This window comes from Sulfurimonas sediminis (genome assembly GCF_014905115.1).
GTDB classification, from domain to species: Bacteria; Campylobacterota; Campylobacteria; order Campylobacterales; family Sulfurimonadaceae; genus Sulfurimonas; species Sulfurimonas sediminis.
In genome coordinates this window covers 847,399-869,968 of sequence record NZ_CP041235.1, presented here as the reverse complement: position 1 = coordinate 869,968, position 22,570 = coordinate 847,399, and the positions used below count along the sequence as shown (strand labels likewise).

Here is a 22,570-nt window from a genome sequence, read left to right as displayed (position 1 = left end):
TATATATTTATTAATTGTTAATAGTGATTGGAATAATATTCTTCCATGAAAACACATATCACAAACTTTTTTCGATCCGTTTTCTACCTGTACTATGATGGTTTTGTAAATATGAGAGTGGGTAAAACACTTTGGATTCTCATAGCTGTAAAACTATTTGTTATGTTTGCCATTGTCAAATGGCTGTTCTTCCCAAATATATTGCAAGAAAACTTCGAAACTGATGCACAAAGAAGTCAATATATTTTACAACAACTCACAAAGGAAAAATAATATGGAACACACTGACGTGCTTGTTGACTGGTCACGGGCGCAATTTGCTCTTACTGCACTCTATCACTGGCTTTTTGTACCGCTTACCCTGGGCTTGACATTTATTATCGCCATTATGGAGACAATCTATGTCAAAACCGGTGATAAGAAATGGAAACAAACTACAAAATACTGGATGGGACTCTTGGCCATTAACTTTGCCATAGGACTGGCAACAGGAATCATTATGGAGTTTGAGTTTGGAACCAACTGGTCAAACTACTCCTGGATTGTCGGCGATATTTTTGGAGCACCGCTTGCTATTGAAGGGCTGATGGCGTTTTTTATGGAATCCACCTTTTTTGCCGTTATGTTTTTTGGCTGGGACAAGGTCAGCAAAAGAATGCACCTACTCTCAACATGGCTTGTTGCCATCGGTTCAAACCTCTCGGCTCTTTGGATTTTAGTTGCAAACGGCTGGATGCAGCATCCTGTGGGCATGAAATTCAATCCCGATACAGCAAGAAATGAAATGCTGAACTTTTGGGAAGTCTTTTTCAACCCGAATGCGGTCAGCAAGTTTCTACATACCATAAGCAGCGGTTATGTCCTTGCCTCACTCTTTGTTATAGGAATCAGCGCCTGGTATCTGCTTAAAAAAAGAGATACACAGTTTGCACGACGCAGTATTATCGTGGCTTCAAGTTTTGGGCTCATAACTTCTTTGTTTCTCTTAACAACAGGAGATGAATCAGCGCATCAGGTAGCACTGAATCAGCCTATGAAACTTGCCGCTATGGAAGGTTTGTATGACGGTGAAAAACGTGCAGGAATTGTCGCCTTTGGCGTACTTGATACCGCAAAAGAGATAGGTGATGATCTAAACCCTTTTCTTTTCAGTTTTGAAATTCCCGGTGCGCTCTCTTTTCTGGGATACCATGACCTGAATGCTTTTGTACCGGGTATAGACAATCTGATGCAGGGAAGCGAAAAATACGGCATTATGTCCGTCCCTGAAAAAATGCAAAAAGGAAAAATTGCCGTAGCCGCTTTAGGTGCCTATAAAAAGTTCAAAAAAGAAGGCAATCAGGCTGAGGCTGAAAAAGCACTCAAGACTTTTGAAGCAAATCAGGCCTATATGGGCTACGGTTACCTGAACAAACCTGAAGATGCCGTGCCTGATGTAGCACTCAGCTTTTACAGTTTTCATACAATGGTAGGACTTGGCACATGGTTTTTGCTTCTTTTTATGGTGACGCTTTATTATTCCATGACCAACGAAATGCACAACAAAAAATGGCTGCTCTACCTTGCAGTAGCAACCATTCCGATGGGGTATGTCGCACAGGAAGCCGGATGGATAGTTGCCGAAGCGGGTCGTCAGCCCTGGGCTATTCAGGATTTGCTTCCTGTAGGCATGGCAGCTTCCAATATTGCTTCAACAAGCGTTATGATTACTTTTTGGCTCTTTGCGGTGCTTTTTACAGCGCTCTTAATAGCCGAAGTAAAAATCATGTTAAAACAGATAAAAATCGGGCCGGAGGGACATTAAATGTTTGATTTATTCACTTTACAACAATACTGGTGGTTTTTAATCAGTCTATTAGGAGCACTTTTCGTCTTTATGACCTTTGTGCAAGGCGGGCAGACGCTGCTGTATACTCTGGCAAGAACAGAAGATGAAAGAGATGTTTTAGTCAACTCACTCGGTCGAAAATGGGAGCTTACCTTTACAATGCTTGTCATGTTCGGCGGTGCCCTTTTTGCTGCAATGCCGCTTTTTTACGCGGTAAGTTTCGGCGGAGCCTATTATGTCTGGATGGGTATACTTTTTTGTTTTATTATCCAGGCTGTCGCGTATGAATACAGAAAAAAGCCAGATAATTTTTACGGGGAACGCTTTTATGAAACACTCCTTTATATTAATGGCTCTCTCGGAATATTTTTAATCGGTGTCGCAGTGGCGACACTCTTTAGCGGCGGTAATTTCATTGTCAATGAAAACAACCTCTCACACTGGACAATGCAAAGCTATGGGCTTGAAGCACTTTTAAACCCTTTTAACATTGCCTTTGGACTTATGCTTGTTTTTCTTGCACGATTTCAGGGTGCACTGTATTTTTTAAACAATGTCGATGTCCCAACTGTTACAGCAAGAGTAAAAAAAGTTGTCATTGTAAACTTTGGAATGTTTTTGATTCTTTTTCTGTATGTTTTGGCTACAATTTTGTTTATGGACGGTTTACGATATGATGCCAACACTTTTGTTGTCAGTGTTGAGAGTATGAAGTTTTTACACAGTTTTATAGATATGCCGCTTTTAATCGGATTATTACTCACAGGTGTATTATCTTTGCTCTATGGAGTATTTATAGCTGTCACAAAAAATGCACAAAAAGCCATCTGGTTCAGCGGATTGGGCGTTATACTTACCGTGCTTGTATTGTTTTTGATTTTGGGACTGGATTATTCGGTTTTTTACCCGTCACTTGCAGATATACAAAGCTCACTCACCATACAAAACAGTTCGGGAAGTCACTACACACTTGAAGTGATGAGCATTGTCTCTGTCCTTGTTCCTATTGTCCTGCTTTACATCATATTTGTATGGCGTTCAATGGACAAATCACAAATCACAATAGATGAAGTCAAATCTGACCCGCATCACTACTAGGAGGAATTATGGAATATTTAGCAGAATCAATTTGGTATCTCAGCTGGCCGGTTATTATTTATCTCTCATATAAATTTGTCAGCCTCAACCTGCATCACTACAAAAAGATGGAAAGACTCGAAGAACTTGAAGAAATTCATGCAAAAACTCAGGCTGCCAAAAACCAGGCAGCTTGAGAGGCTACTCGCAGTAGGTTGCCAAAAGCCCTGCTTTGAGTGCGTTGTAAGACTCTTCTCCTTTGAGTTTTTTCACGATTTTCAGACCAAAGCACAACGCCGTACCCGGTCCGCGTGAGGTCATTACATTTTGATCTTCAACGACCATTGCTTTGTCTCCCATATATCCCTCTTTTTTTATCTGTTCTTCTACAGACGGGTAACAGGTATATTTTTCTTTTAGCACACCCGCTTTGTTCAGGGCAAACGGTGCTGCACAGATAGCTCCGATATTTTTTCCTTTGGCATCCATTTCACGCAGGATTCTCTGTACATTTTCATCATCAGCCAGAGCATAGGTACCGTCCCAGCCACCTGGCAGAACAATCATATCAATCATATCGGCATTGACCTCCTTTACATGTAAGTCTGCTTGAATGACGATATTGTTCGCTCCTTTTACAAGCATCTCATCACTTAAAGATGCAACCAGAACTTCCACCTCTGCACGTCTTAAAACATCTATGATGCTCACCGCTTCTATCTCTTCAAATCCGCTTGCCAACGGGACTAAAACTTTACTCATAAACTACTCCTCGTAAGAACTTTTTATTATTCTAACACGACTTCAGTAACAAAAAAATTAAGTACAATCAAAGGTCAAAGAGATTAAAATGTTCAATAATAAAAGTTATAATGTGTTAATATTAAATATTGGAGATATTTTGACAAAAGCGCTGCTTATACTACTACTGCTTCTTTTGAGTGCCTGCTCTTCAAAACCACAAAAGCAGATTGTCATCTCTACAAATCAGTGGATAGGCTATGCCCCTTTGTTTTATGCCTATGAAACAGGCAAACTGGATCCCTTGAACATAAAAATAGTTACCAGTGTCTCTCTTGCAGAAGCAGCTGATCTGTACAGCATCGGCAAGGCGGATATGGTCACGACTACACAACATGAATTTAATGTTTTAAAACAAACCACCCATGATATCAAAGCAGTTATTTTGATAGACCGTTCAAACGGCGGCGATATGATTTTGTCAAACAGAACACTTGAGGCACTCAAAAAAAGTACAAGAATAGATGCCTATCTTGAAGTTGATTCCATCAATCAGGAAATTTTACTTGATTTTCTCAAAAAAAATGCCATCAGTAAAGAGAAGATAAACTTTATAAACAAAGATCAGCGGCAAATCCAGGATGTCAAAAATGACCCTGAAAAAGCCATACTCATTGCCACCTACACCCCTTATGAGATTGCTTTGAAAAACAAAAATTTCAGAGAGGTTGCCTCCACAAAAGATATTAACAGTATTATTGTCATAGATGCACTGTGTGCAAGAGATACTCTTGTCAAAAATGAAAAGCAGCGGCTTATACAGCTTAAAAAAGTGATAGACAAAGCTATAACAACCATAGAAGCAAATCCAAAAGCATCCTATAAAATTATCTCCAAATACTTTTCACATGTAAGCTATAAAGAGTATCGTCACTCCCTGAGTCTTATCAAATGGATAAACAAGCCCTCACAGGAGCTTTTGGAATACATACAACAGTATGGATACAAAAAGGATGATATTATTTTATGAACTCCATTTCCATAAAGAGTTTTATCCTTTTGATTATATTTGTTGCATTTGCACTCGAAGGGTATATTTTTTACAGTTTTTTTGAAAATTCCAAAGAGACGATAAGCAAACTGCTTCAGACAAGCATACAGACCGATGTGTTAAATCTCAAGCACTTTATGGAAAAAAATTTAAAACAAAAAGACATCAACTTTATTGCCTCACATATTGACAATATTATTATCATTAATCCCACTGTCAAAGATATACATATTCTTGATAACAGCCAAAATATTATTTACCATGCAAATATCAGATATGAAGATCACAATCACTCAGCACAAAAGTGTCTCCCGATTTCCAAAATTATAAATACAAATATTTTTACACAGGAGTGCTACTCTTTTTCCATTAAAACTTTTCATGGACTCCAGCCAAAATATTATTATGCAAATGTATATATTGATGAAGCCTATACGCACGGACTCATTGCACAACAGATAAGAAAAATCCTTGTTGCCTTTCTTGTCAGCACTTTTGTCTTTATACTGTTTTTATGGATATTGTCAAAAATCTACATCATCACACCTCTTGAGAAACTGCGCCAGTATGCCTACTACAGTCGAAATCCTCCAAAAAACTTTTTTGTCAAAGAGATTGAGAGTATCCGCTACTCACTCAATATGACATTTAAAAGGCTGCAGCAGGAGCAGGAAGAACTCTATAATTTGTCGACAAAAGACCCTTTAAGCGGTCTGTATAACAGGCTGAGTCTTATAGAAAAAATCAACTGGCTGATTGCAAAAAGCAAAAGAGACAAAAGTGAATTTGCCATTATATTTTTGGACCTGGATAATTTTAAAAATATAAATGATTCAAAAGGGCATGCCTTTGGCGATAAAATTCTTTTGCACATTGCACAGGTTCTTTTAAAAACAACCCGAGAAAATGATATTGTCGCACGTCTGGGAGGCGATGAGTTTGTAGTAATTCTGCCTGATTTTACAAATGAAAATACAATTATAGAAATTGCCCAAAGACTCAAAGAAACACTTGCAACACCTTTTCAGATTGAGCATGAAGAGTATCAGATTACTGCCAGTATGGGAATTGCCATCTATCCCAAAGACGGCAGGGACGTCCAGACACTGCTAAAAAATGCAGACATTGCAATGTAAGTACCTATCCAAAAATAAAACCAATTAATCAACCATAACCAAAGGGTAAAATTTCTTCTCATACAGTGTAAAATCTATGACTCTCTTATCTCCATATTCATTAAGCATTCGCTCAACATATTCTTTCATTGCAGTATAGCTTTGATAAGCAGACATTTCCATCCAGTGATATTTGATAAATTTCCAAAGAATTTCAATAATATTGAGTTCTGGAGAGTAAGGAGGTAGATAGATTAAAGTAAGACCTCTATTTGCCCATTTTGGGATATTCTCTCTGAATTTTTTACTTTTGTGAAAGGATGCATTATCCAATGTTACCACAGTAGGCTTCGTAAGTTGAAGAGAGAAGTCATCAAAGACTTCAATAACAGTATCACTTGTTACAGAGGACTCCTTGATGTATGCTTTTAGATCTTCTTGTTTGGAGATAAAACCAAGAACATTAAACCTTTTTGCGTGGAAAGATTTAATCACCATTGTTGCATTTACAGGTGACCAGGAATAAGGGATATTTGAGTTAACAGAAAAACCACTTTCATCAAAGTAATAATGATTGATTTTGCCTTGTTGTGCGAGTAAATCATACTTTTGCAAGTGCCTCTTTTTCTCTTCATAAAGCGTATTATCTGGTTTCTTTGCAGGAACAAATCGTAATCGCTTATAGCTGAACCCCATCTCTTTAAGGTATCTTCTGAGCGTTGATTTAGAAAAAACCTTAGTAATCTTTTTTCCCAATTTTGTGATTGCAGCACTTATACTGAGTTTATTTTTTAAAAACTTCTTTTATCTTATCTTCATCTTCAACTTTTAGTATTTTCGGTCGCCCTTGTTGTGGTATATCCTTAAGGCTGGCTACTCCTCCTCTCTTATACCGAATTAACCAATTATAAACTGCATCCGTACATGAACTCAACTTTTTTGATATTTCTAAAACACTTATCTTTTGTGAATTTAGAAGTACTCCCATCGCTCTTTTCTTCTCTCTGGCTTTATTGGATTCCTCTATGAATTTATAAAGCTCTAACTCTTCTTTTTCGTCTAATTTTATATAGCTACTATGTCTCATATTTAGGCATAAGCAATTTCTGTTCTTTTTTTGGTTTTATTTTTGATTAGGTACTTACAAATCAAAAGAGCTCGGAAAAAACAATTTCCAATTTTTTACAAATGCCATCAACAAGGCGGTTCAGGAAAAAATTGCAATGCAGCAGCTGATAAAAGATGCTTTGAAGCAAAACCGTTTCAAACTCTATTACCAACCAAAAGTAGATATAAAAACAAAAAAAATAGTCGGATGCGAAGCGCTTATTAGGCTGACAGACCCGATTGAGGGAATTATTCCTCCTTACAGGTTCATCGGTATTGCTGAAGAGAACAAAATGATTATTCCTCTTGGTGAATGGATTATGCAAGAAGCCGTTTCACAGATAAAAAAATGGGAACAGACTCCCCTGAAAGATATAAAAGTCTCTATCAATCTCTCAGCGATACAGTTTCAGGACCCCGAACTTCTGCAAAAAATCAAAAACTATACACACAGCATAGAGAGAAACAAACTCGACATTGAGCTGACAGAATCTGTCCTCATCAAACACTTCAAAGAACGCTTAAAAGTCATTAAAGGCATTAAAGAACTGGGGATTTCTCTCTCTTTGGATGATTTTGGAACAGGATACTCCTCTTTGTCCTATCTCAAAGAGATCCCTTTTGACACACTCAAAATAGACAAATCATTTATAGACAATATTTATACTAAAGATGATTTGACTTTTATCAATATGATAGTGGGTATTGCCGATGACCTGCATCTCAATGTCGTTGCAGAGGGTGTTGAGACAAAAGAGCAGCTTAAACTTTTAGAAGAGATTCACTGTAAAGAGTATCAGGGGTATTTGTGTTCCAAACCGGTACCGCCAAAAGAGTTTGAGGAGTTATTTAGCTTACATTGTGTATAATAATCCAATTTTAAACAAGTGGACAGTTATGTTAAGTTATGAATCTCTCAAACCCTATCTTTTTAAATTTGAACCCGAAACCGCCCATCATATAGCAGAGTGTGTTTTGCGTCTGCCGAATCTCTGCCAAATTCCTTTTAACCCTTTTTTGGAATCACACTTTGTCAATGACACCAGTCTCAGACAGGAAATCTTCGGGCGTACTTTTTACAACCCTGTAGGTCTCGGTGCAGGATTTGACAAAAATGCAACAATGATACGCGGTATGCAGATTTTGGGATTCGGTTTTACCGAAATCGGTACAGTGACGCCAAAGCCGCAGGCAGGCAACCCGAAACCAAGAATGTTTCGTCATATACAGGAGCAAAGCATTCAAAATGCTATGGGCTTTAACAATGACGGTGCTTACAAAGTTGTCAAACGGCTCAAACAGCGTACTCCGTTTACGACACCTATAGGCATCAACATAGGAAAAAACAAAGTGACGCCTGAAAAAGAGGCGATAAATGACTATACCCATCTCATCAAGGCTTTTGACGGAATGGGTGATTACTTTGTCATAAACATCTCTTCTCCAAATACACCCGGGCTGAGAGATTTGCAAAATGAAGCTTTCATTACAAACCTTTTTGCCCAGGCAAAAAAACTGACCAAGATGCCGATACTGCTCAAAATCGCACCGGATATGGAAACAGAAGATGCGGTCAGTTTGACAAAAATGGCAGTAGAGTCCGGAGCTGACGGTATCATAGCCACCAATACAACGATAGACTACTCACTAGTAAAACATCCAAAAAATATAGGCGGACTCAGCGGTGCCGTACTCAAAGAGAAAAGTTTTAAAATCTTTGACGCCATCGCAAAAGAGTTGTATGGCAAAACAGTGCTCATCTCCGTCGGCGGTATTGACTCGGCAGAAGAAGCATACAAACGCATACGTGCAGGCGCCTCTTTGGTGCAGATTTTAAGCGGCTTGATTTTTCACGGTCCCGATATGATCATGAACATCAACAAAGAACTGATACAACTGCTCAAAGCAGACGGCTATGAAAACATCACACAAGCCGTCGGAGCTGACAGAAAATAATGAAAATATTTGTAACAATAATACTAATCTTAGGAACACTTATGGCAACATCACTCCCAAAATACGAAACAAAAACACTTAAAAATGGACTGCAGATTGTGGTCATCCCTTTAAAAAACCACTCAAATGTCATCAGCACAGATATTTTTTACAAAGTCGGCAGCCGTAATGAAGTCATGGGAAAAACAGGCATAGCCCATATGCTCGAACATATGAATTTCAAATCAAGCAAAAATCTCAAAGCCGGCGAGTTTGACAAAGAGGTCAAAAGTATCGGCGGGGTGAATAATGCTTCTACAAGCTTTGACTATACACACTACTATATCAAATCAAGCACAGACAATTTAAACAAATCTATAGAGTTATATGCCGAACTGATGCAAAATCTCAACCTCAAAGATGATGAGTTTCAGCCTGAGCGTGATGTTGTTACAGAAGAGCGCCGCTGGAGAACAGACAACAATCCTTTGGGGTATCTCTATTTCAGACTCTTTAACAATGCCTACATCTACCACCCGTACCACTGGACACCTATCGGGTTTATGAATGACATCAGAACATGGACGATTAAAGATATACGGGATTTTCACAAAACCTACTACCAACCGCAAAATGCCATTTTAATGGTAACAGGCGATGTTGAGCCAAAAGAGGTCTTTAAAAGTGCAAAAGCTGCTTTTGGCAAGATAAAAAATCACGGGAAAATTCCAAAAGTAAAATTTGTAGAACCGGAACAGGATGGGGCTAAAAGAGTGATTGTGCATAAAGAGAGTGAAGTTGAAATGCTGGCCATCACCTTTCATATTCCTGATTTTAAAGATCCTGACCAGGTCACACTCAGCGTAATTTCTGAGATTCTTTACTCCGGAAAAAGCTCACGGCTTTACAAAGAGTTGGTAGACAAAAAACGTCTTGTCAACTCTGTGTATGCCTACAACATGGAAAACACCGATCCGGGACTTTTCATATTTATGGCTACATGTAACCCGGGTGTCAAAGCCGAAACGGTAGAAGAAGAACTTATCAAACAGATAAATCTGATGAAAGAGACAAAAGTAACCAAAGCGGAGCTTGAAAAAGTCAAAATCAACACAAAATCAGATTTTATCTATTCACTTGAGAGTTCAACCTCTGTGGCCAATCTTTTTGGCAGCTACCTTGTACGGGGAGACATTGAACCGCTTTTACATTATGAAGAAGAGGTCAATAAAGTCACAGCAAAGAAAGTACAAAAAGTTGCCCAAAAGTATTTTAATTTTGACAAATCGACCACCCTTATTTTAAAGAAATAACAAATACTTATAACATAAAGTTACATAAAAGTAATTCTTTTGTAACTTTATCAAAAAAATATCACAAAAAATAAGTTTCTATGCTACTATTAGTAAAAATAATATTATGCAAGGTTCTTATTCGTGTTAAAAATGCTCTTCTTTCTCCTTATTTCATCCGCCCTTTTTGCCATTTCCAACCAAGAGGTTGCCAACAGATGTGAAGCTGTTATGAACGGCTTTGAGGATTCTTCTTCTACTATGAAAATGACGCTTATCAATGCCAACAATCAAAAACGTGAACGGCACATGAAAATGATCATTCTTGAAAAGGCATCCGGGAACAAGTCACTGATGACTTTTCTTTCCCCTGCCGATGTCAAAGGAACGAAGTTTCTTAATTATGAGCATATCAACAAAGATGACGACCAGTGGCTCTATCTACCGGCATTAAAACGTGTGAAGAGAATCGCTTCAAAAAACAAATCAGGCTCTTTTATGGGATCAGAATTCTCTTATGAGGATCTCAGCTCTTTCAGTGCGAAAAAATACACTTTTACAGGCCAAGCCAAAGAAGAAATACTCAACGGCAAAAAATATTATGTCGGAAAAAGAGTGCCTGTGAGTAAAAACTCCGGCTACACAAAGCAGATCTCCTGGGTGAATGCAAAGACATTTTTGATAAAAAAAGTGGACTATTATGACAGAAAGCATGAACTGCTTAAAACAGCCTATTTTGATGACTACAAAAAAATCAAAGGTGTCTGGCGTGTAGGAATGATGAGAGTAAAAAACCATCAAAACGGCAAAAAGACCATTTTAGTCTGGGAAGACGAAAAGATAAAAATCGGACTCAAAGAGAGAAACTTCCATAAACGCGTTCTCAAAAAGTAATTATGAAGTTTTTGTTTATACTGCTTTTAAGCATCAGTATTTCCTGTGCCAAATCAAATGACACCTGTTACTCCGTACAGCTGACAAGTTTTAAATTCAAAAAAAATTCGACCTATGATTTTGCAGCACACAATTACCCAAAATCATGCAGACTTATCTCTTTCAGCAACATAAACAGTATCCGTTGCGGCTGCTATGAAAAGTACAATAAGGCAAGAAAAGCGCTCAAAAAATTAGCGAAAAAATATCCAAAGCCTATTATTGTAAATACATATAAATACAGATTTCAAAAAAAAGTTAAAAAAGTTAAAAAAGTTAAAAAAGTTAAAAAAGTTAAAAAAGTTAAAAAAGTTTCAAAAAAACCGCAAAAGAAAAATATTCCCAAAGTTATTCCAGTGCTGCACGAGCCTTTACATGTAAGCAAAGAAGTAACACAAAAAGAAACAGCAAGTTTCTTCGATGACATCAGCTATCAGGGCAATATCAACCTGACACTGCAGTCCTATATGAAAGCCCCTGCAGGCAAAGAGAAACAAAATGCACTGATATCAGCCAATTTTGAAGCAAAATACATCAAAGAAAACTTTACAGGGTTTGCAAAAGCCAGAGTACAACAGGATTATTATGATTTGCTAAACACAGAAAAACATACCAACAGAAGTTTTATCCGCCTGGATGAGCTTTACGGCAGTTATGATTTTGAAAATGATTCTGTACTTATTGGAAAAAACATTTTGTTCTGGGGTGCACTTGAAGTACGCAACCTTGTCAATGTTTTTAACCCTGACGAACTGCGGTCTGACCCTTTTTACACAGACAAACTCGGTGTCATCAATGCCGCGTACACGCATTATACAGAGAGTGGAGAGTTTGCTGCCATTATAAAACTGTATGAGCAAAACAGGAAAATGCCTGCCTACCCTTATGTCTATTACTATTTTCCCGCTACACTCAAGGTAGCGCCAAATGTTACACTGCCTTTGGTATATAAAGAAGAACTCAAAACAAAAGCAAGCAGATACAGACCGAGTATTTACCTGAAATATTCAGATACCACAGACACAGAATATGCACTTGATTATGCTTTTATCTTTGAAAACGGGTATGACTCCCAACGCTACTATATACAAACACTCCAGCCTGACAATACTGTTACAACAGAAGAAAATGCCTATTTGGTCAACAAATTTATGACCTATGATACCCTTGTAATAGGGGCAACCCTCTACAAACTCGAAGCCACCTTTGCCGACATTCTTGATGATACACTTGTTTCTGATTATATACATCTAGGGATTGGTGCGGAACATACAATCTCACAGGTTTACAAAGAGGCTGATCTGGGATTACTTGTGGAATACTACCGTTATATTACACTGCAAAGCGGAAAAAAAGATGATCTTGCACTGTTTGAACTCTTTCAAAACGACCTTTTTTTAGGCCTTCGTTACAGCCTCAACCAAGGCAATGATGCAAGTATCGTCGGTGGTGGCATATTTGACCTTGATTATAATGAACAGGTTTACTATATGGAGTATCAGACCCGTGTTATGGATACTTTCAAGCTGAATTTTGACTATAGATATATTTCACCGTCAAAAAACTACAACACCGCTTTTAAACTGATGGGTGCCCATGAACGCATCAGTCTAAAACTCGGTTATTACTTTTAAAAGAGAAAAAATGAAAAAATTTGTCGATTTAATACTCAAATTTCGCTGGTTTATTGTCACACTGATTCCCCTTTTGACACTTGTACTTGCCTATCAGCTTAAATATGCACAGTTTGACGGCTCTTACAGAATCTGGTTTGGCAAAGAGTCACAGACACTCAAACAGTATGATGCTTTTAAAAACACTTTTGGCAATGATGATTCCATCATCATAGTTTTTCGCGATGAAAACGGTATTTTTAACAAGAAAGCCTTACATGTAATAGAACGGCTGACGCAAAAACTCTGGCAGACAAAATATATAGCCAGAGTCGATTCTCTGACAAATTACCAATATATACATAAGAATCCCCAGGATGAGGATGACATTCTCATAGATGATTTCATAGAAGATATAGACGCTTTACATGTAAAGGATTTGCAGAAGAAAAGAGAGATTGCTTCGGGCGAGGATTTGATAGTCAACCGCATTATTTCAAAAGATGCCAAAACTACTATGATAGTCGGGCGTCTGACACCAAAAGCCGGCAATACCATTGGGGCTTCCAAACATATTATGCAGGATATAAACAGATATATTCAGGAGGAAAAAAAGAGCGGTTACAAATTTTATCTCGCAGGCGGGCCGGTTGTCAACACCACTTTCAGCTCACTCGGTCAGTATGATGTCAAAACCTTTACACCGCTTGTACTGCTTATAGCAATGCTGCTTTTATGGGTTATATTTCGCAAAATTTCCGGTGTCCTGTTGACTGTTGGCGTTGTTGTTTTTACTTTTACAATTGTTCTCTCACTGCAAACACTCCTTGGTTACAAACTCAACAACTTTACGGCAAATATGCCCGTTTTTATCATTGCCATCGGTATTGCCGATGCGATGCATCTTTTTTGGATCTATCTGCTTGGAAGAAAAGCCGGACTCGACAACTATGCGGCAATCCACGATACTTTGGAAAAAAACCTTCTGCCTACCTTTTTAACCTCCATAACAACCGCTGTGGGTTTTGCCTCTTTGGGTATTTCAGACATTGTTCCCATCAAAACCTTAGGACTCGCAACGGCAAATGCTGCTGTTCTGGCATTTGTCATCACTGTACTTTTTGTGCCTGCAGCCCTGGCAATTATCAATATGAAAGTCAGAGTTACACCTAAGACGACGACACAAAACACCCTTGGCAGTTTTGCCAAAAAGTATGCAAAATTCATCATCAAATATGACAATCAAATCATCACAGGCACCTTGCTGCTTTTTCTTTTCATCGCCTTGGGACTGACAAATCTTAAAGTCGATTCAAATGCCGTCCACTACTTCAGAGAAGATGTTCCCTTTCGCCAAACTGTCAACATGATCCAAAAAAATCTTACCGGTCCGATGAGTTATGAAGTTGTCATAGATTCAAAAATCACAGACGGGATTAAAAATGCAAAATTTATGCAAACAGTTGACAGATTCTCACAGGCACTCAAAGAAAAATTTCCAGATGCCAGACATACCTCCTCCCTTGTCGACGTTGTCAAAAAGTTCAATGAAGTGATGGATGCCGACAAAAGCATACCGGATAACAGCAATCTTATCGCCCAGTATCTTCTTCTCTATTCGCTTTCACTGCCGCAGGGTATGGAAATAAATGACAAAATGGATGTCAATGAACGGCTGCTGAGACTCACTGTTGCCATGAATGTCGTTGACACCTCAAAAGATTTGCAAATGATAGAATGGATTGAGCAGTGGTGGAAAAAAACACCCTACTCGGCACAGGTCAACGGACAGACCCAGATGTTTGCACATATGCAGGCAGATGTTACCGATACGCTCATCCAATCCATACTGCTTGCCATTGCCGTCACCTCTTTGCTTATGTTTTTTATTTTTAAAAATATAAAAATGATTCCGCTTTTTTTGATTCCAAATATCCTGCCTATCGTCTTGGTTATAGGGGTGATGGGCTGGCTGGGTATTAACATAGACCTGGGTGTTGCCATCTCCGGTGCCATCATTTTGGGCATTGCCATAGATGATACCATTCACTTTTTAGTCAAATACAAAGAAGCAAGAAAAAAAAGCTTTGATTTTGAAAATGCCCTTGCCTATGTCATGCAGTATGCAGGCCTGGCAATGGTTCTGACCACTGTCGTTTTAAGCAGTGCATTCATAGTCTTCCGTCTTTCTCAGTTTATGCTCAATGCAAATTTCGGACTCATTACGGCCATTGCTTTGCTCATCGCCCTGCTGGTAGATCTACTCTTGTTGCCGGCACTTTTGAAAAAAATTGACGGTAAAACAAAAAGTATACTCATAAAAAAGGAGAAAATATAATATGTTGGATATAGAAAAAGCCTACAAAACAAATTTTAAAAAAGCACTCAAATACCTTCCCGCACCTGTCAACAATTTTTTTATAAAAAGACTCAAAAAAATATTCCATGAAGAAAAATACAATGAAATTTACGAAAAAAACCATTATCTGCATGGACTGGAGTTCGTCGACAGTATGCTTGAACTGTTGGACATAGACTACACCATCAAACCAAAGGAACTTAAAAATATTCCCTCAACGGGCAGAGTACTGGTTGTCGCAAATCATATAACCGGTGCCTCCGATGCCTTTGCCCTGGTGCAACTCATCGCGAGTGTACGAGAAAACAAAAAAGTAAGACTGATGGTAAACGGTATGCTTATGGGGGTAACACAGGCAAGTGACATTATCATTCCCGTAGACAACATCACGGGAGCTATTACAAAAACAAGCATCAAAGCCATCAATGAAGCTTTGTCCAACGAAGAGGCCGTCATTATCTTTCCGGCAGGTATTGTCAACAGATTTTCGCTCAAAGGGATTAAAGACACCCCGTGGAAAGCAAGCTTTTTAAAAATTGCAAAAAGGAACAAAACACCGATTTTGCCTGTCAGGATTGAAGGGCGCAACAGTCTTTTGTTTTATTTTGTATCTTTCCTGCTGCCTAAAAAGCTCAGCGGTCTTTTAATGCTCCCGCATGAGTTTGTCACAGCAGGAGAAAAAAAACCGCTCGCCTTCAACATAGGCAGAGTCATTCCTTTGAGTTCTTTTTCTGATGAAAAGATTAGTATTGATGAATATCTCAAACTTTTTTACCGGCATCTTTATACCCTGGGAACAAAAAAAGAGTGTGTATTGCAAACAGAGACTACCATTACAGCGGCACACAATAAGATGCTTCTGCGTGCCGAAGTCAACAAAGCAGAAGTTTTGGGACATACGCTTGATGGCAAAAAAATCATCCTGGCACAGGCAGACGAAGCCCCTTTTCTTATGCAGGAACTCGGGCGTGTACGAGAAATATCTTTTCGTGCAATCGGCGGAGGCACAGGCAGTGCAAAAGACAATGATTTGTATGACAACTACTACAAACATCTCATACTCTGGGATGAAGAAGATCTCGAAATTGTCGGCGCATACCGCATAGGAGAAGTCGCGCAAATCATCAAAAACCGTGGTATGGAGGGTCTGTATACCTATAATCTGTGTAATTTCAGTGAACATTTTCAAGACTACTGTCACAACTCCGTAGAACTAGGCCGCAGTTTTGTTCAGCCCAAATACTGGGGATCACGGGCTCTTGACAATCTTTGGCAGGGTGTCGGTGCCTATCTGGCAAAAAATCCGCATATTATCTATACCTACGGAACGGTAACTATTAATGCAGACACACCCAAACAGGCTGTTGCGGCACTTGTCTACTTTTACTCTCTGCATTTTGCCTGCAATACCGATATGATGAGTGCAAAAACACCCTACTTTATGTCTTATGAGCAAAAACAGGAGTTTGACATGCTCTTTAAATACAGATCATACAAAGAGGGATTTGTCGTTTTAAAAAAATATCTCAAAGAGCTGGGAACGACTGTGCCGACTCTGTTTAAACAGTATGCAGAACTGTATGATGAGGGGGCCGTCCGTTTTTTCGATTTCAGTGTCAATGAAGGACTGCATGGTGTGGTCGAAGGGTTTATCATCGCAGACAACTCAAAAATGAAAGAGGCCAAAAGAAAACGCTACATTAAAAACTTCGAATCTGAAAAAATTTAATACTTTTTAGCTATAATTAGCCATTATTTTTAAAGGCTATTTAGAATGAATTTAGTAACAGGTTCTTCAACCGCACTGATAACTCCGTTTAAAAACGGAAAACTTGATGAACAGACCTATGCTGCGTTAATACAACGCCAAATAAACAACGGTATGAATGCAGTATGTCCTGTCGGAACAACAGGCGAAAGTGCCACACTGACACATGATGAACACAAACGCTGTATAGAAATTGCCGTAGAAGTCTGTAAAGGCACACAGACAAAAGTTTTGGCAGGAGCAGGCAGCAATGCAACACATGAAGCGATAGAAATTGCAAAACATGCGCAAAGCTGTGGCGTCGATGCCATCTTTTCTGTTTCGCCTTACTACAACAAGCCTTCGCAAGAAGGTCTGTACCAGCACTACAAAGCCATAGCTGAGGCTGTGAGTGAACTGCCGTTTATGCTTTATAATGTTCCCGGACGTACAGGTGTGGACATTTCTGCAGATACAACAATCAGACTTTTTGATGACGTCAAAAATATTTACGGAGTCAAAGAAGCAACAGGCAGCCTGGAGCGTACTGTAGAACTGCTTTCACGCAGACCGGAGCTGAAGGTATTTTCAGGGGATGATGCCATTGACTATCCTATTTTGGCAAACGGCGGAGCAGGCATTACTTCTGTCACCTCAAACCTTATGCCTGATTTAAAATCAGAACTTGTCAACAAAGCACTCAGCGGTGATTTTATGGGGGCAAAAGCAATCAATGACAAACTCTACCCTTTGAACAAGGTAATGTTTTGTGAATCAAACCCTATTCCCGTCAAAGCCGCAATGTATATCGCAGGACTTACTCAAACACTGGAATACAGACTGCCTCTTGTGGCGCCAAGTAAAGAAAATATGAAAAAAATAGAAGAAGTAATGAAAAATTACGACATAAAAGGACTCTAAAATATGAAAGATAAAACTCTTTTTATAAGCGGTGGAACTCGCGGAATCGGCAAGGCAATCGTCTATGCTTTTGCAAAAGAAGGCTGTAATGTTGCCTTTACCTATGCTTCAAGTGCCGATACGGCAAATGAAATCATTGCCGATATTGAAGCAACTCACGGAGTAAAATGCCGTGCTTACAAACTTGACATCTTGGAGCCAAATACCTACAAAGATGTTTACAAGGAGTTTGACGAAGATTTTGACAGACTTGACTATTTCATATCCAATGCAATCATCTCTGGACGTGCCGTTGTGGGTGGATTTGGACCGTTTATGCGCTTGAAACCAAAAGGTTTAAACAATATCTATACGGCAACAGTTGATGCCTTTGTCGTAGGTGCCCAGGAAGCTGCCAAAAGAATGGAAAAAACAGGCGGAGGCAGTATCATTTCAATGAGTTCTACCGGTAATCTTGTCTACACACCAAACTATGCAGGACACGGCACAAACAAAGCCGCCGTAGAAGCGATGGTACGCTATGCTGCTGCTGAACTTGGTGAGAAAAATATTCGTGTCAATGCAGTAAGCGGCGGACCGATTGACACTGATGCCCTGAAAGCATTTCCAAATTATGAAGAAGTTAAAGCCGAAGTTGTCAGACGTTCACCGCTTTCTCGCATGGGTGTGCCTGAAGATTTAACAGGAGCATGTAAATTTTTATGTTCAGATGAAGCATCTTGGCTTACGGGACAGACGATAGTAATCGACGGAGGAACTACCTTTCAGTAAATACTTACAGACTATGAAACTGTAAAGACATTCCTGCCAATCTCAGCCCACCCTAAAGGATGGGTTCCAAAAAGTCACACATTCCTCGGAATCGGTACTTTCTATACTAAAGCATAACTTAGAAAAAAACTAAATTTTTTTCTGCAGTGCCGACTGTTAAAACGTTCCGGCCACTCTCGCCCGCACTAAAGGATGGGTTCCAAAAAAGTCATACATTCTTCGGAATCGGTACTTCAGTGCCGACTGTTAAAACGTTCCTGTCACTCTCGCCCGCACTGAAGTACGGGTTCCAGGGTTTGTAAAAAGAGAAGGAGTTTTTTTATAAACGGGCGTAGTTTACGCTTATGCAGGCATCAAGAGATGCTAATTGACTCAAGGTAGTATCATTTACCACATTGTCTACCAAAATCACAGCAAGCGCTTCTGACTGTTCGTTTCTTGCCAATGAAAAATCTGAAATATTGACATTGTTGTCTGCAAGTATAGTTCCTACACTGCCTATGACACCCGGAACATCAGAGTTTTTAAATAGAACCATGTCTCCTTTGAGCGGGAATTCAATGTCAAAACCGTCTATTGCGACAATACGCTGTAATCCGTCTTCAAAAATTGTAGCCGAAATTGATGTTGTTCCTTCATTTGTTGTTATCTTGACTGTAATCAGATTTTTATAAACTTTTGAATCTCCCAAATTGACAGCTTCAACCTCAATGGCTTTTTCTTTGGCAACAAAATCTGCATTCACGTAATTGATAGTCTCAGAACTGTGGCTTAATGCCCCAACCGTCACAAAAGTCGCCAGAGAATCAACATAGTCTGCTATTTCTCCCTGCCCTTTTACTTTTATAGAGATTATTTTAGACTTATTGATCTGCGATTCCAGGAAACCGATTTTTTGTCCCATTTCCAAGAATGGCTTTACAAAAGGAGGAATCTTGCTCTCATCTATCGGCAGATTCATCGCATTCGGATAGGCTATGCCTTTTGCCGCAGCGATTGCATTTTGTGCCGCCTGCGTTCCGATGTTGTACTGAGACTCATACGTGTTTGCCCCCAAGTGAGGAGAAACGACGATATTGTCCAAATCAAGCAGTTTATTGTTAATTGCAGGCTCTTTTACAAACACATCGATACCGGCAAAACGGATTTTCCCTGATTTCAAACCATCATACAAAGCATCTTCGTTATAGAGTCCGCCGCGTGCACAGTTGACAAGCACAACGCCGTCTTTCATTTTTGCAATTTCTTCTTTGTCGATAATATTAATCGTCTCTTGGTTTTTCGGTGTATGTATCGTGATAACATCACATGCCAAAATATCATCAAAATTTTTCGTATAGGTCATATCAAGATCAGTTACCTTAGAAGGCTCGATATACGGATCATAGGCAACGATATCCATCTCAAATGCCTTTGCGCGTTTTGCAACACGGGAACCTATATTTCCAAAACCGATAATACCGAGTTTTTTGCCTTTAAGTTCATATCCGTACCACTTTTCACGTTTCCAGACTCTTTGATTTTTCAAGTGATCATGAGAATATGGAAACATTCTCATACATGAAAGCATGTGTGTCATAGTAAGTTCTACTGCGGCAATTGTATTGGCAGTAGGCACATTCATTACAATGATTCCTTTTTTTGAACACTCAGGAATGTTAACATTGTCAACACCGACACCGGCACGCACAATGGCTTTCATATTGACAGCATGCTCTATAAAAAATTCGTCCACATCTGTTGAACTTCTCGTAATTGCCACATCTGCTTTTGGAATAATTGTTTCAACAAGCTCTTTTTTATCCACATCAGCTGCCATGATGAAGTTGATATTTTCATCTTCTTGAAGCATTTTCAAGCCGGCTTCATGGATATGGTCACACACAACTACTGTATATTTCTGCATTTAATAATCCTTTTTGTAAGGCTCAATCCTGGCCTTGATTTTATAATTTTTTAGCACTTTCACCAATTTGTTTAATTTATCTACATTTTGTGAATAAATAAGTAAATCTATACCTTTAGCATCTTTTTTTAAAAAATACTTTAATTTATGTCTTTTCAACTCTTCTTTGAGACAAAAAAGCTGATAGGGATCTAAAAGTTTTGCTGACAATTTATAGGTAATAGTTTTAGTTATTTTTTCATTCAGATCAAGTGTAATGTACACTTCATTCACAGGATAAAAATAACCAAGCCTCTCAGATTTTGAAAAATGATTCAGCCATAGTTTTTCCGGTTTTTTAAAAACAGTTTCATTTTTTAAAACCAGAGGCTGCGTATCTATAACTTCATCCTGTGAGTTTATAGATACTAAAAAAAAGACAATAAACACGGCTACCCCCAATGCTAAAAGCGGGGCAAACCATTTAATTATCTTTTGCATTAAAAAGCTTGAGCTTATTTAAATTTATCTTTTATCAAGTCACCGAGAGAGTGTGATTCTGTATCATTAATCTCTTCAAGCATTGCCTGATTTTTGATATAATCCAATTTTTTAACAGATAAACGGATACGGTCACGACGGGTATCAATGTTTGCAATTGCAGCTTCTATCTCCTGACCCGGTTCCAACTCTTCTTTTACCAGTGGAGCTAAATCTTCATCACGAATCAGTGCATCAACTCCGTCTTCAAGAGAAACGAATACACCGAAATCTTTAATGTCACGGATAGTCCCTTTGACTACAGAATTCACTTTGTGTGTTGTTGCAAATTTATCTATAGGCGATTCTAAAAGTGTTTTACGGTTTAAAGATATTTTCTGATCTTCTTTGTTGATTTTGGCAATTTTCACTTCTACTTCTTCACCGGATTTCAAAACATCTTTTGCTTTTGTATTTTTGTCCCATGAAATATCCTGATTATGTAAAAGACCTTCAACACCGTCTATACGGACAAATGCACCAAAATCAGTCAAAGATGTAACCGTACCTGTAACGACATCTCCTTCATGGTATTTTTTAACAAATTCATCAAATGGTTTTGGTAACAATCTTTTTAATGAAACACGAAGTTTGTGTGTTTTAGAATTGATTTCTATTACTTCAACATCGATTTCCTGTCCAACTTCCAGGTAATCATTTGGATTTTTTACATTTTTATTCCATGTGATTTCTGAAATATGCAAGAAACCTTCTATGTCATTTCCAAGGTCAACAAAAACACCGTATGCTTCAATATTTGAAACGGTAACTGTAATTGTATCACCCTCATCCAGTTCACTTTCAACTTCTGCCCAAGGGTCAGGCTGAACAGCTTTGATAGATAAAGAAAGATGACGCTTGTCTTTGTCATAAGAGATTGCCTTAACAGTTACAACATCACCCTCTTTATAAAGTTTTGACGGATTTACCGGACCTTTATAAGAGATTTCATTGTAGTGTACCAAACCGTCAACACCGCCGACATCTACAAACATACCGTAACTGGTAATTTTTTTGATAGTCCCTTCAACAATGACATCTTCAGCCATAAGCTGATCAATGATTTCTTTTTTCTTTTTACGCTCTTCATTGAAAAGTTTACGACGTGAAAGAATAATCGAATTTTCAGCCGGATCAATTTTCACAACCTGTGCTTTGATTTTACGCCCTACAACATCGTCGGTCTCTTTGAATGCTGCCAAAGAACGCGGCATAAAAAATGAAACTGCATCAGCTTCAACAACATATCCGCCACGATTTTTCTTTGTAATGATACCTTCAACAACCAGGTCTTCAAAATCCTCTTTGTGTGCATCAATAAACTCTATAGTTTTTTCCTGCTCTAAAACTTTTTTGTATGATATTTTGGGACGCTCATTGTAGTATCCCATTTGCATAACTTTAATTTTATCACCGGTATTAAACTTCAACTCACCGTTTTCATCACGGATTTCATCAAGGCTTAATATACCCTCAAGTTTATCACCTACACTTACTAATGCTCTGTTCTCATCAGCCTGTATCTCTACTACTTCACCTTCTACGATGCGACTTGTTTCTTGCTTTTTTTCGCTTTCTGCGAACATCTCTGCAAAATTTTCTTCTTCTTCAAATGATTCGTTATCGAACGCCATTGCCTATCCTCTGTTACATAA

Annotated in this window: 21 protein-coding genes; 15 read left to right on the top strand and 6 right to left on the bottom strand. The window is 38.6% G+C overall.

The features are described from left to right. Positions 1-45: 45 nt before the first annotated feature. The 4 genes from FJR45_RS04725 to FJR45_RS04710 are packed head-to-tail and all read left to right on the top strand — an operon-like array spanning position 46 to position 3,102. Positions 46-273, top strand: a complete 228-nt coding sequence (locus FJR45_RS04725; protein ID WP_193151573.1) for a DUF4492 domain-containing protein — start codon at positions 46-48, stop codon at positions 271-273. Position 274: 1 nt separating this feature from the next. Further along, positions 275-1,804, top strand: coding sequence for a cytochrome ubiquinol oxidase subunit I (locus FJR45_RS04720; protein WP_193151572.1), 1,530 nt, complete (start codon positions 275-277; stop codon positions 1,802-1,804). After that, positions 1,805-2,926: a cytochrome d ubiquinol oxidase subunit II gene (gene cydB, locus FJR45_RS04715; RefSeq protein ID WP_193151571.1), complete on the top strand. Its 1,122-nt coding sequence runs from the start codon at positions 1,805-1,807 to the stop codon at positions 2,924-2,926. It begins immediately after the preceding gene. An 8-nt stretch (positions 2,927-2,934) separates the two neighbouring features. Then, positions 2,935-3,102, top strand: coding sequence for a hypothetical protein (locus FJR45_RS04710; RefSeq protein ID WP_193151570.1), 168 nt, complete (start codon positions 2,935-2,937; stop codon positions 3,100-3,102). 4 nt (positions 3,103-3,106) lie between these two features. On the opposite strand, the gene FJR45_RS04705 is transcribed toward FJR45_RS04710, so the two are convergent. Further along, on the bottom strand, positions 3,107-3,667 hold the full coding sequence (locus FJR45_RS04705; protein WP_193151569.1) for a DJ-1 family glyoxalase III: 561 nt from the start codon (positions 3,665-3,667) through the stop codon (positions 3,107-3,109). 112 nt (positions 3,668-3,779) lie between these two features. On the opposite strand from FJR45_RS04705, the gene FJR45_RS04700 reads away from it, so the two are divergent. Both FJR45_RS04700 and FJR45_RS04695 read left to right on the top strand, forming a co-directional pair. Then, complete coding sequence (locus FJR45_RS04700) at positions 3,780-4,676, top strand: ABC transporter substrate-binding protein (protein WP_193151568.1); 897 nt, start codon at positions 3,780-3,782, stop codon at positions 4,674-4,676. Continuing rightward, complete coding sequence (locus tag FJR45_RS04695) at positions 4,673-5,833, top strand: GGDEF domain-containing protein (RefSeq protein ID WP_193151567.1); 1,161 nt, start codon at positions 4,673-4,675, stop codon at positions 5,831-5,833. The genes FJR45_RS04700 and FJR45_RS04695 overlap by 4 nt, the downstream gene beginning before the upstream one ends. Positions 5,834-5,857: 24 nt before the next feature. Here the strand turns inward: FJR45_RS04695 and FJR45_RS04690 are convergent, their stop codons facing one another. Together FJR45_RS04690 and FJR45_RS04685 are read right to left on the bottom strand one after the other, a co-directional pair. Further along, positions 5,858-6,577 carry an IS630 family transposase gene (locus FJR45_RS04690; protein ID WP_264299336.1) on the bottom strand — a complete coding sequence of 240 codons (720 nt, stop codon included), beginning with the start codon at positions 6,575-6,577 and terminating at the stop codon, positions 5,858-5,860. 19 nt (positions 6,578-6,596) lie between these two features. Then, positions 6,597-6,899, bottom strand: a complete 303-nt coding sequence (locus FJR45_RS04685; RefSeq protein WP_193151010.1) for a helix-turn-helix domain-containing protein — start codon at positions 6,897-6,899, stop codon at positions 6,597-6,599. Positions 6,900-7,035: 136 nt separating this feature from the next. Between FJR45_RS04685 and FJR45_RS04680 the strand changes: the two genes are divergently transcribed. The 9 genes from FJR45_RS04680 to FJR45_RS04640 all read left to right on the top strand — a co-directional run bounded on the left by FJR45_RS04680 (position 7,036) and on the right by FJR45_RS04640 (position 18,490). Further along, positions 7,036-7,788 carry a putative bifunctional diguanylate cyclase/phosphodiesterase gene (locus tag FJR45_RS04680; RefSeq protein WP_193151566.1) on the top strand — a complete coding sequence of 251 codons (753 nt, stop codon included), beginning with the start codon at positions 7,036-7,038 and terminating at the stop codon, positions 7,786-7,788. A gap of 28 nt (positions 7,789-7,816) precedes the next feature. Further along, the gene (locus tag FJR45_RS04675) at positions 7,817-8,875 is read left to right on the top strand and encodes a quinone-dependent dihydroorotate dehydrogenase (RefSeq protein WP_193151565.1); all 1,059 of its coding nucleotides are present in this window, start codon (positions 7,817-7,819) and stop codon (positions 8,873-8,875) included. Positions 8,876-8,916: 41 nt separating this feature from the next. Beyond that, complete coding sequence (locus FJR45_RS04670) at positions 8,917-10,167, top strand: M16 family metallopeptidase (RefSeq protein WP_226966477.1); 1,251 nt, start codon at positions 8,917-8,919, stop codon at positions 10,165-10,167. 132 nt (positions 10,168-10,299) lie between these two features. Continuing rightward, positions 10,300-11,040 carry an outer membrane lipoprotein-sorting protein gene (locus FJR45_RS04665; protein WP_226966511.1) on the top strand — a complete coding sequence of 247 codons (741 nt, stop codon included), beginning with the start codon at positions 10,300-10,302 and terminating at the stop codon, positions 11,038-11,040. Positions 11,041-11,042: 2 nt separating this feature from the next. Next, a complete protein-coding gene (locus FJR45_RS04660; protein ID WP_193151562.1) occupies positions 11,043-12,713 on the top strand; it encodes a hypothetical protein in 1,671 nt (556 codons plus the stop codon). A gap of 10 nt (positions 12,714-12,723) precedes the next feature. Next, positions 12,724-15,030 (top strand): efflux RND transporter permease subunit, encoded by a 2,307-nt coding sequence (locus FJR45_RS04655; RefSeq protein WP_193151561.1) that lies wholly within the window; start codon positions 12,724-12,726, stop codon positions 15,028-15,030. 1 nt (position 15,031) lies between these two features. Beyond that, complete coding sequence (olsF, locus tag FJR45_RS04650) at positions 15,032-16,780, top strand: bifunctional ornithine lipid synthase OlsF (RefSeq protein WP_193151560.1); 1,749 nt, start codon at positions 15,032-15,034, stop codon at positions 16,778-16,780. A 45-nt stretch (positions 16,781-16,825) separates the two neighbouring features. Beyond that, complete coding sequence (dapA, locus tag FJR45_RS04645) at positions 16,826-17,719, top strand: 4-hydroxy-tetrahydrodipicolinate synthase (protein ID WP_193151559.1); 894 nt, start codon at positions 16,826-16,828, stop codon at positions 17,717-17,719. A gap of 3 nt (positions 17,720-17,722) precedes the next feature. Next, positions 17,723-18,490, top strand: a complete 768-nt coding sequence (locus FJR45_RS04640) for an enoyl-ACP reductase (RefSeq protein WP_193151558.1) — start codon at positions 17,723-17,725, stop codon at positions 18,488-18,490. 319 nt (positions 18,491-18,809) lie between these two features. Here the strand turns inward: FJR45_RS04640 and serA are convergent, their stop codons facing one another. From serA to FJR45_RS04625, 3 genes are read right to left on the bottom strand one after another with little or no spacing between them, the layout of a single operon-like run. Further along, complete coding sequence (gene serA / locus FJR45_RS04635; RefSeq protein WP_193151557.1) at positions 18,810-20,396, bottom strand: phosphoglycerate dehydrogenase; 1,587 nt, start codon at positions 20,394-20,396, stop codon at positions 18,810-18,812. Then, positions 20,397-20,876 (bottom strand): hypothetical protein, encoded by a 480-nt coding sequence (locus tag FJR45_RS04630; RefSeq protein ID WP_193151556.1) that lies wholly within the window; start codon positions 20,874-20,876, stop codon positions 20,397-20,399. Positions 20,877-20,890: 14 nt separating this feature from the next. Continuing rightward, entirely contained in the window at positions 20,891-22,549 is a 1,659-nt protein-coding gene (locus FJR45_RS04625; RefSeq protein WP_193151555.1) for a 30S ribosomal protein S1, read from the bottom strand. Between the last annotated feature and the right edge of the window lie 21 nt (positions 22,550-22,570).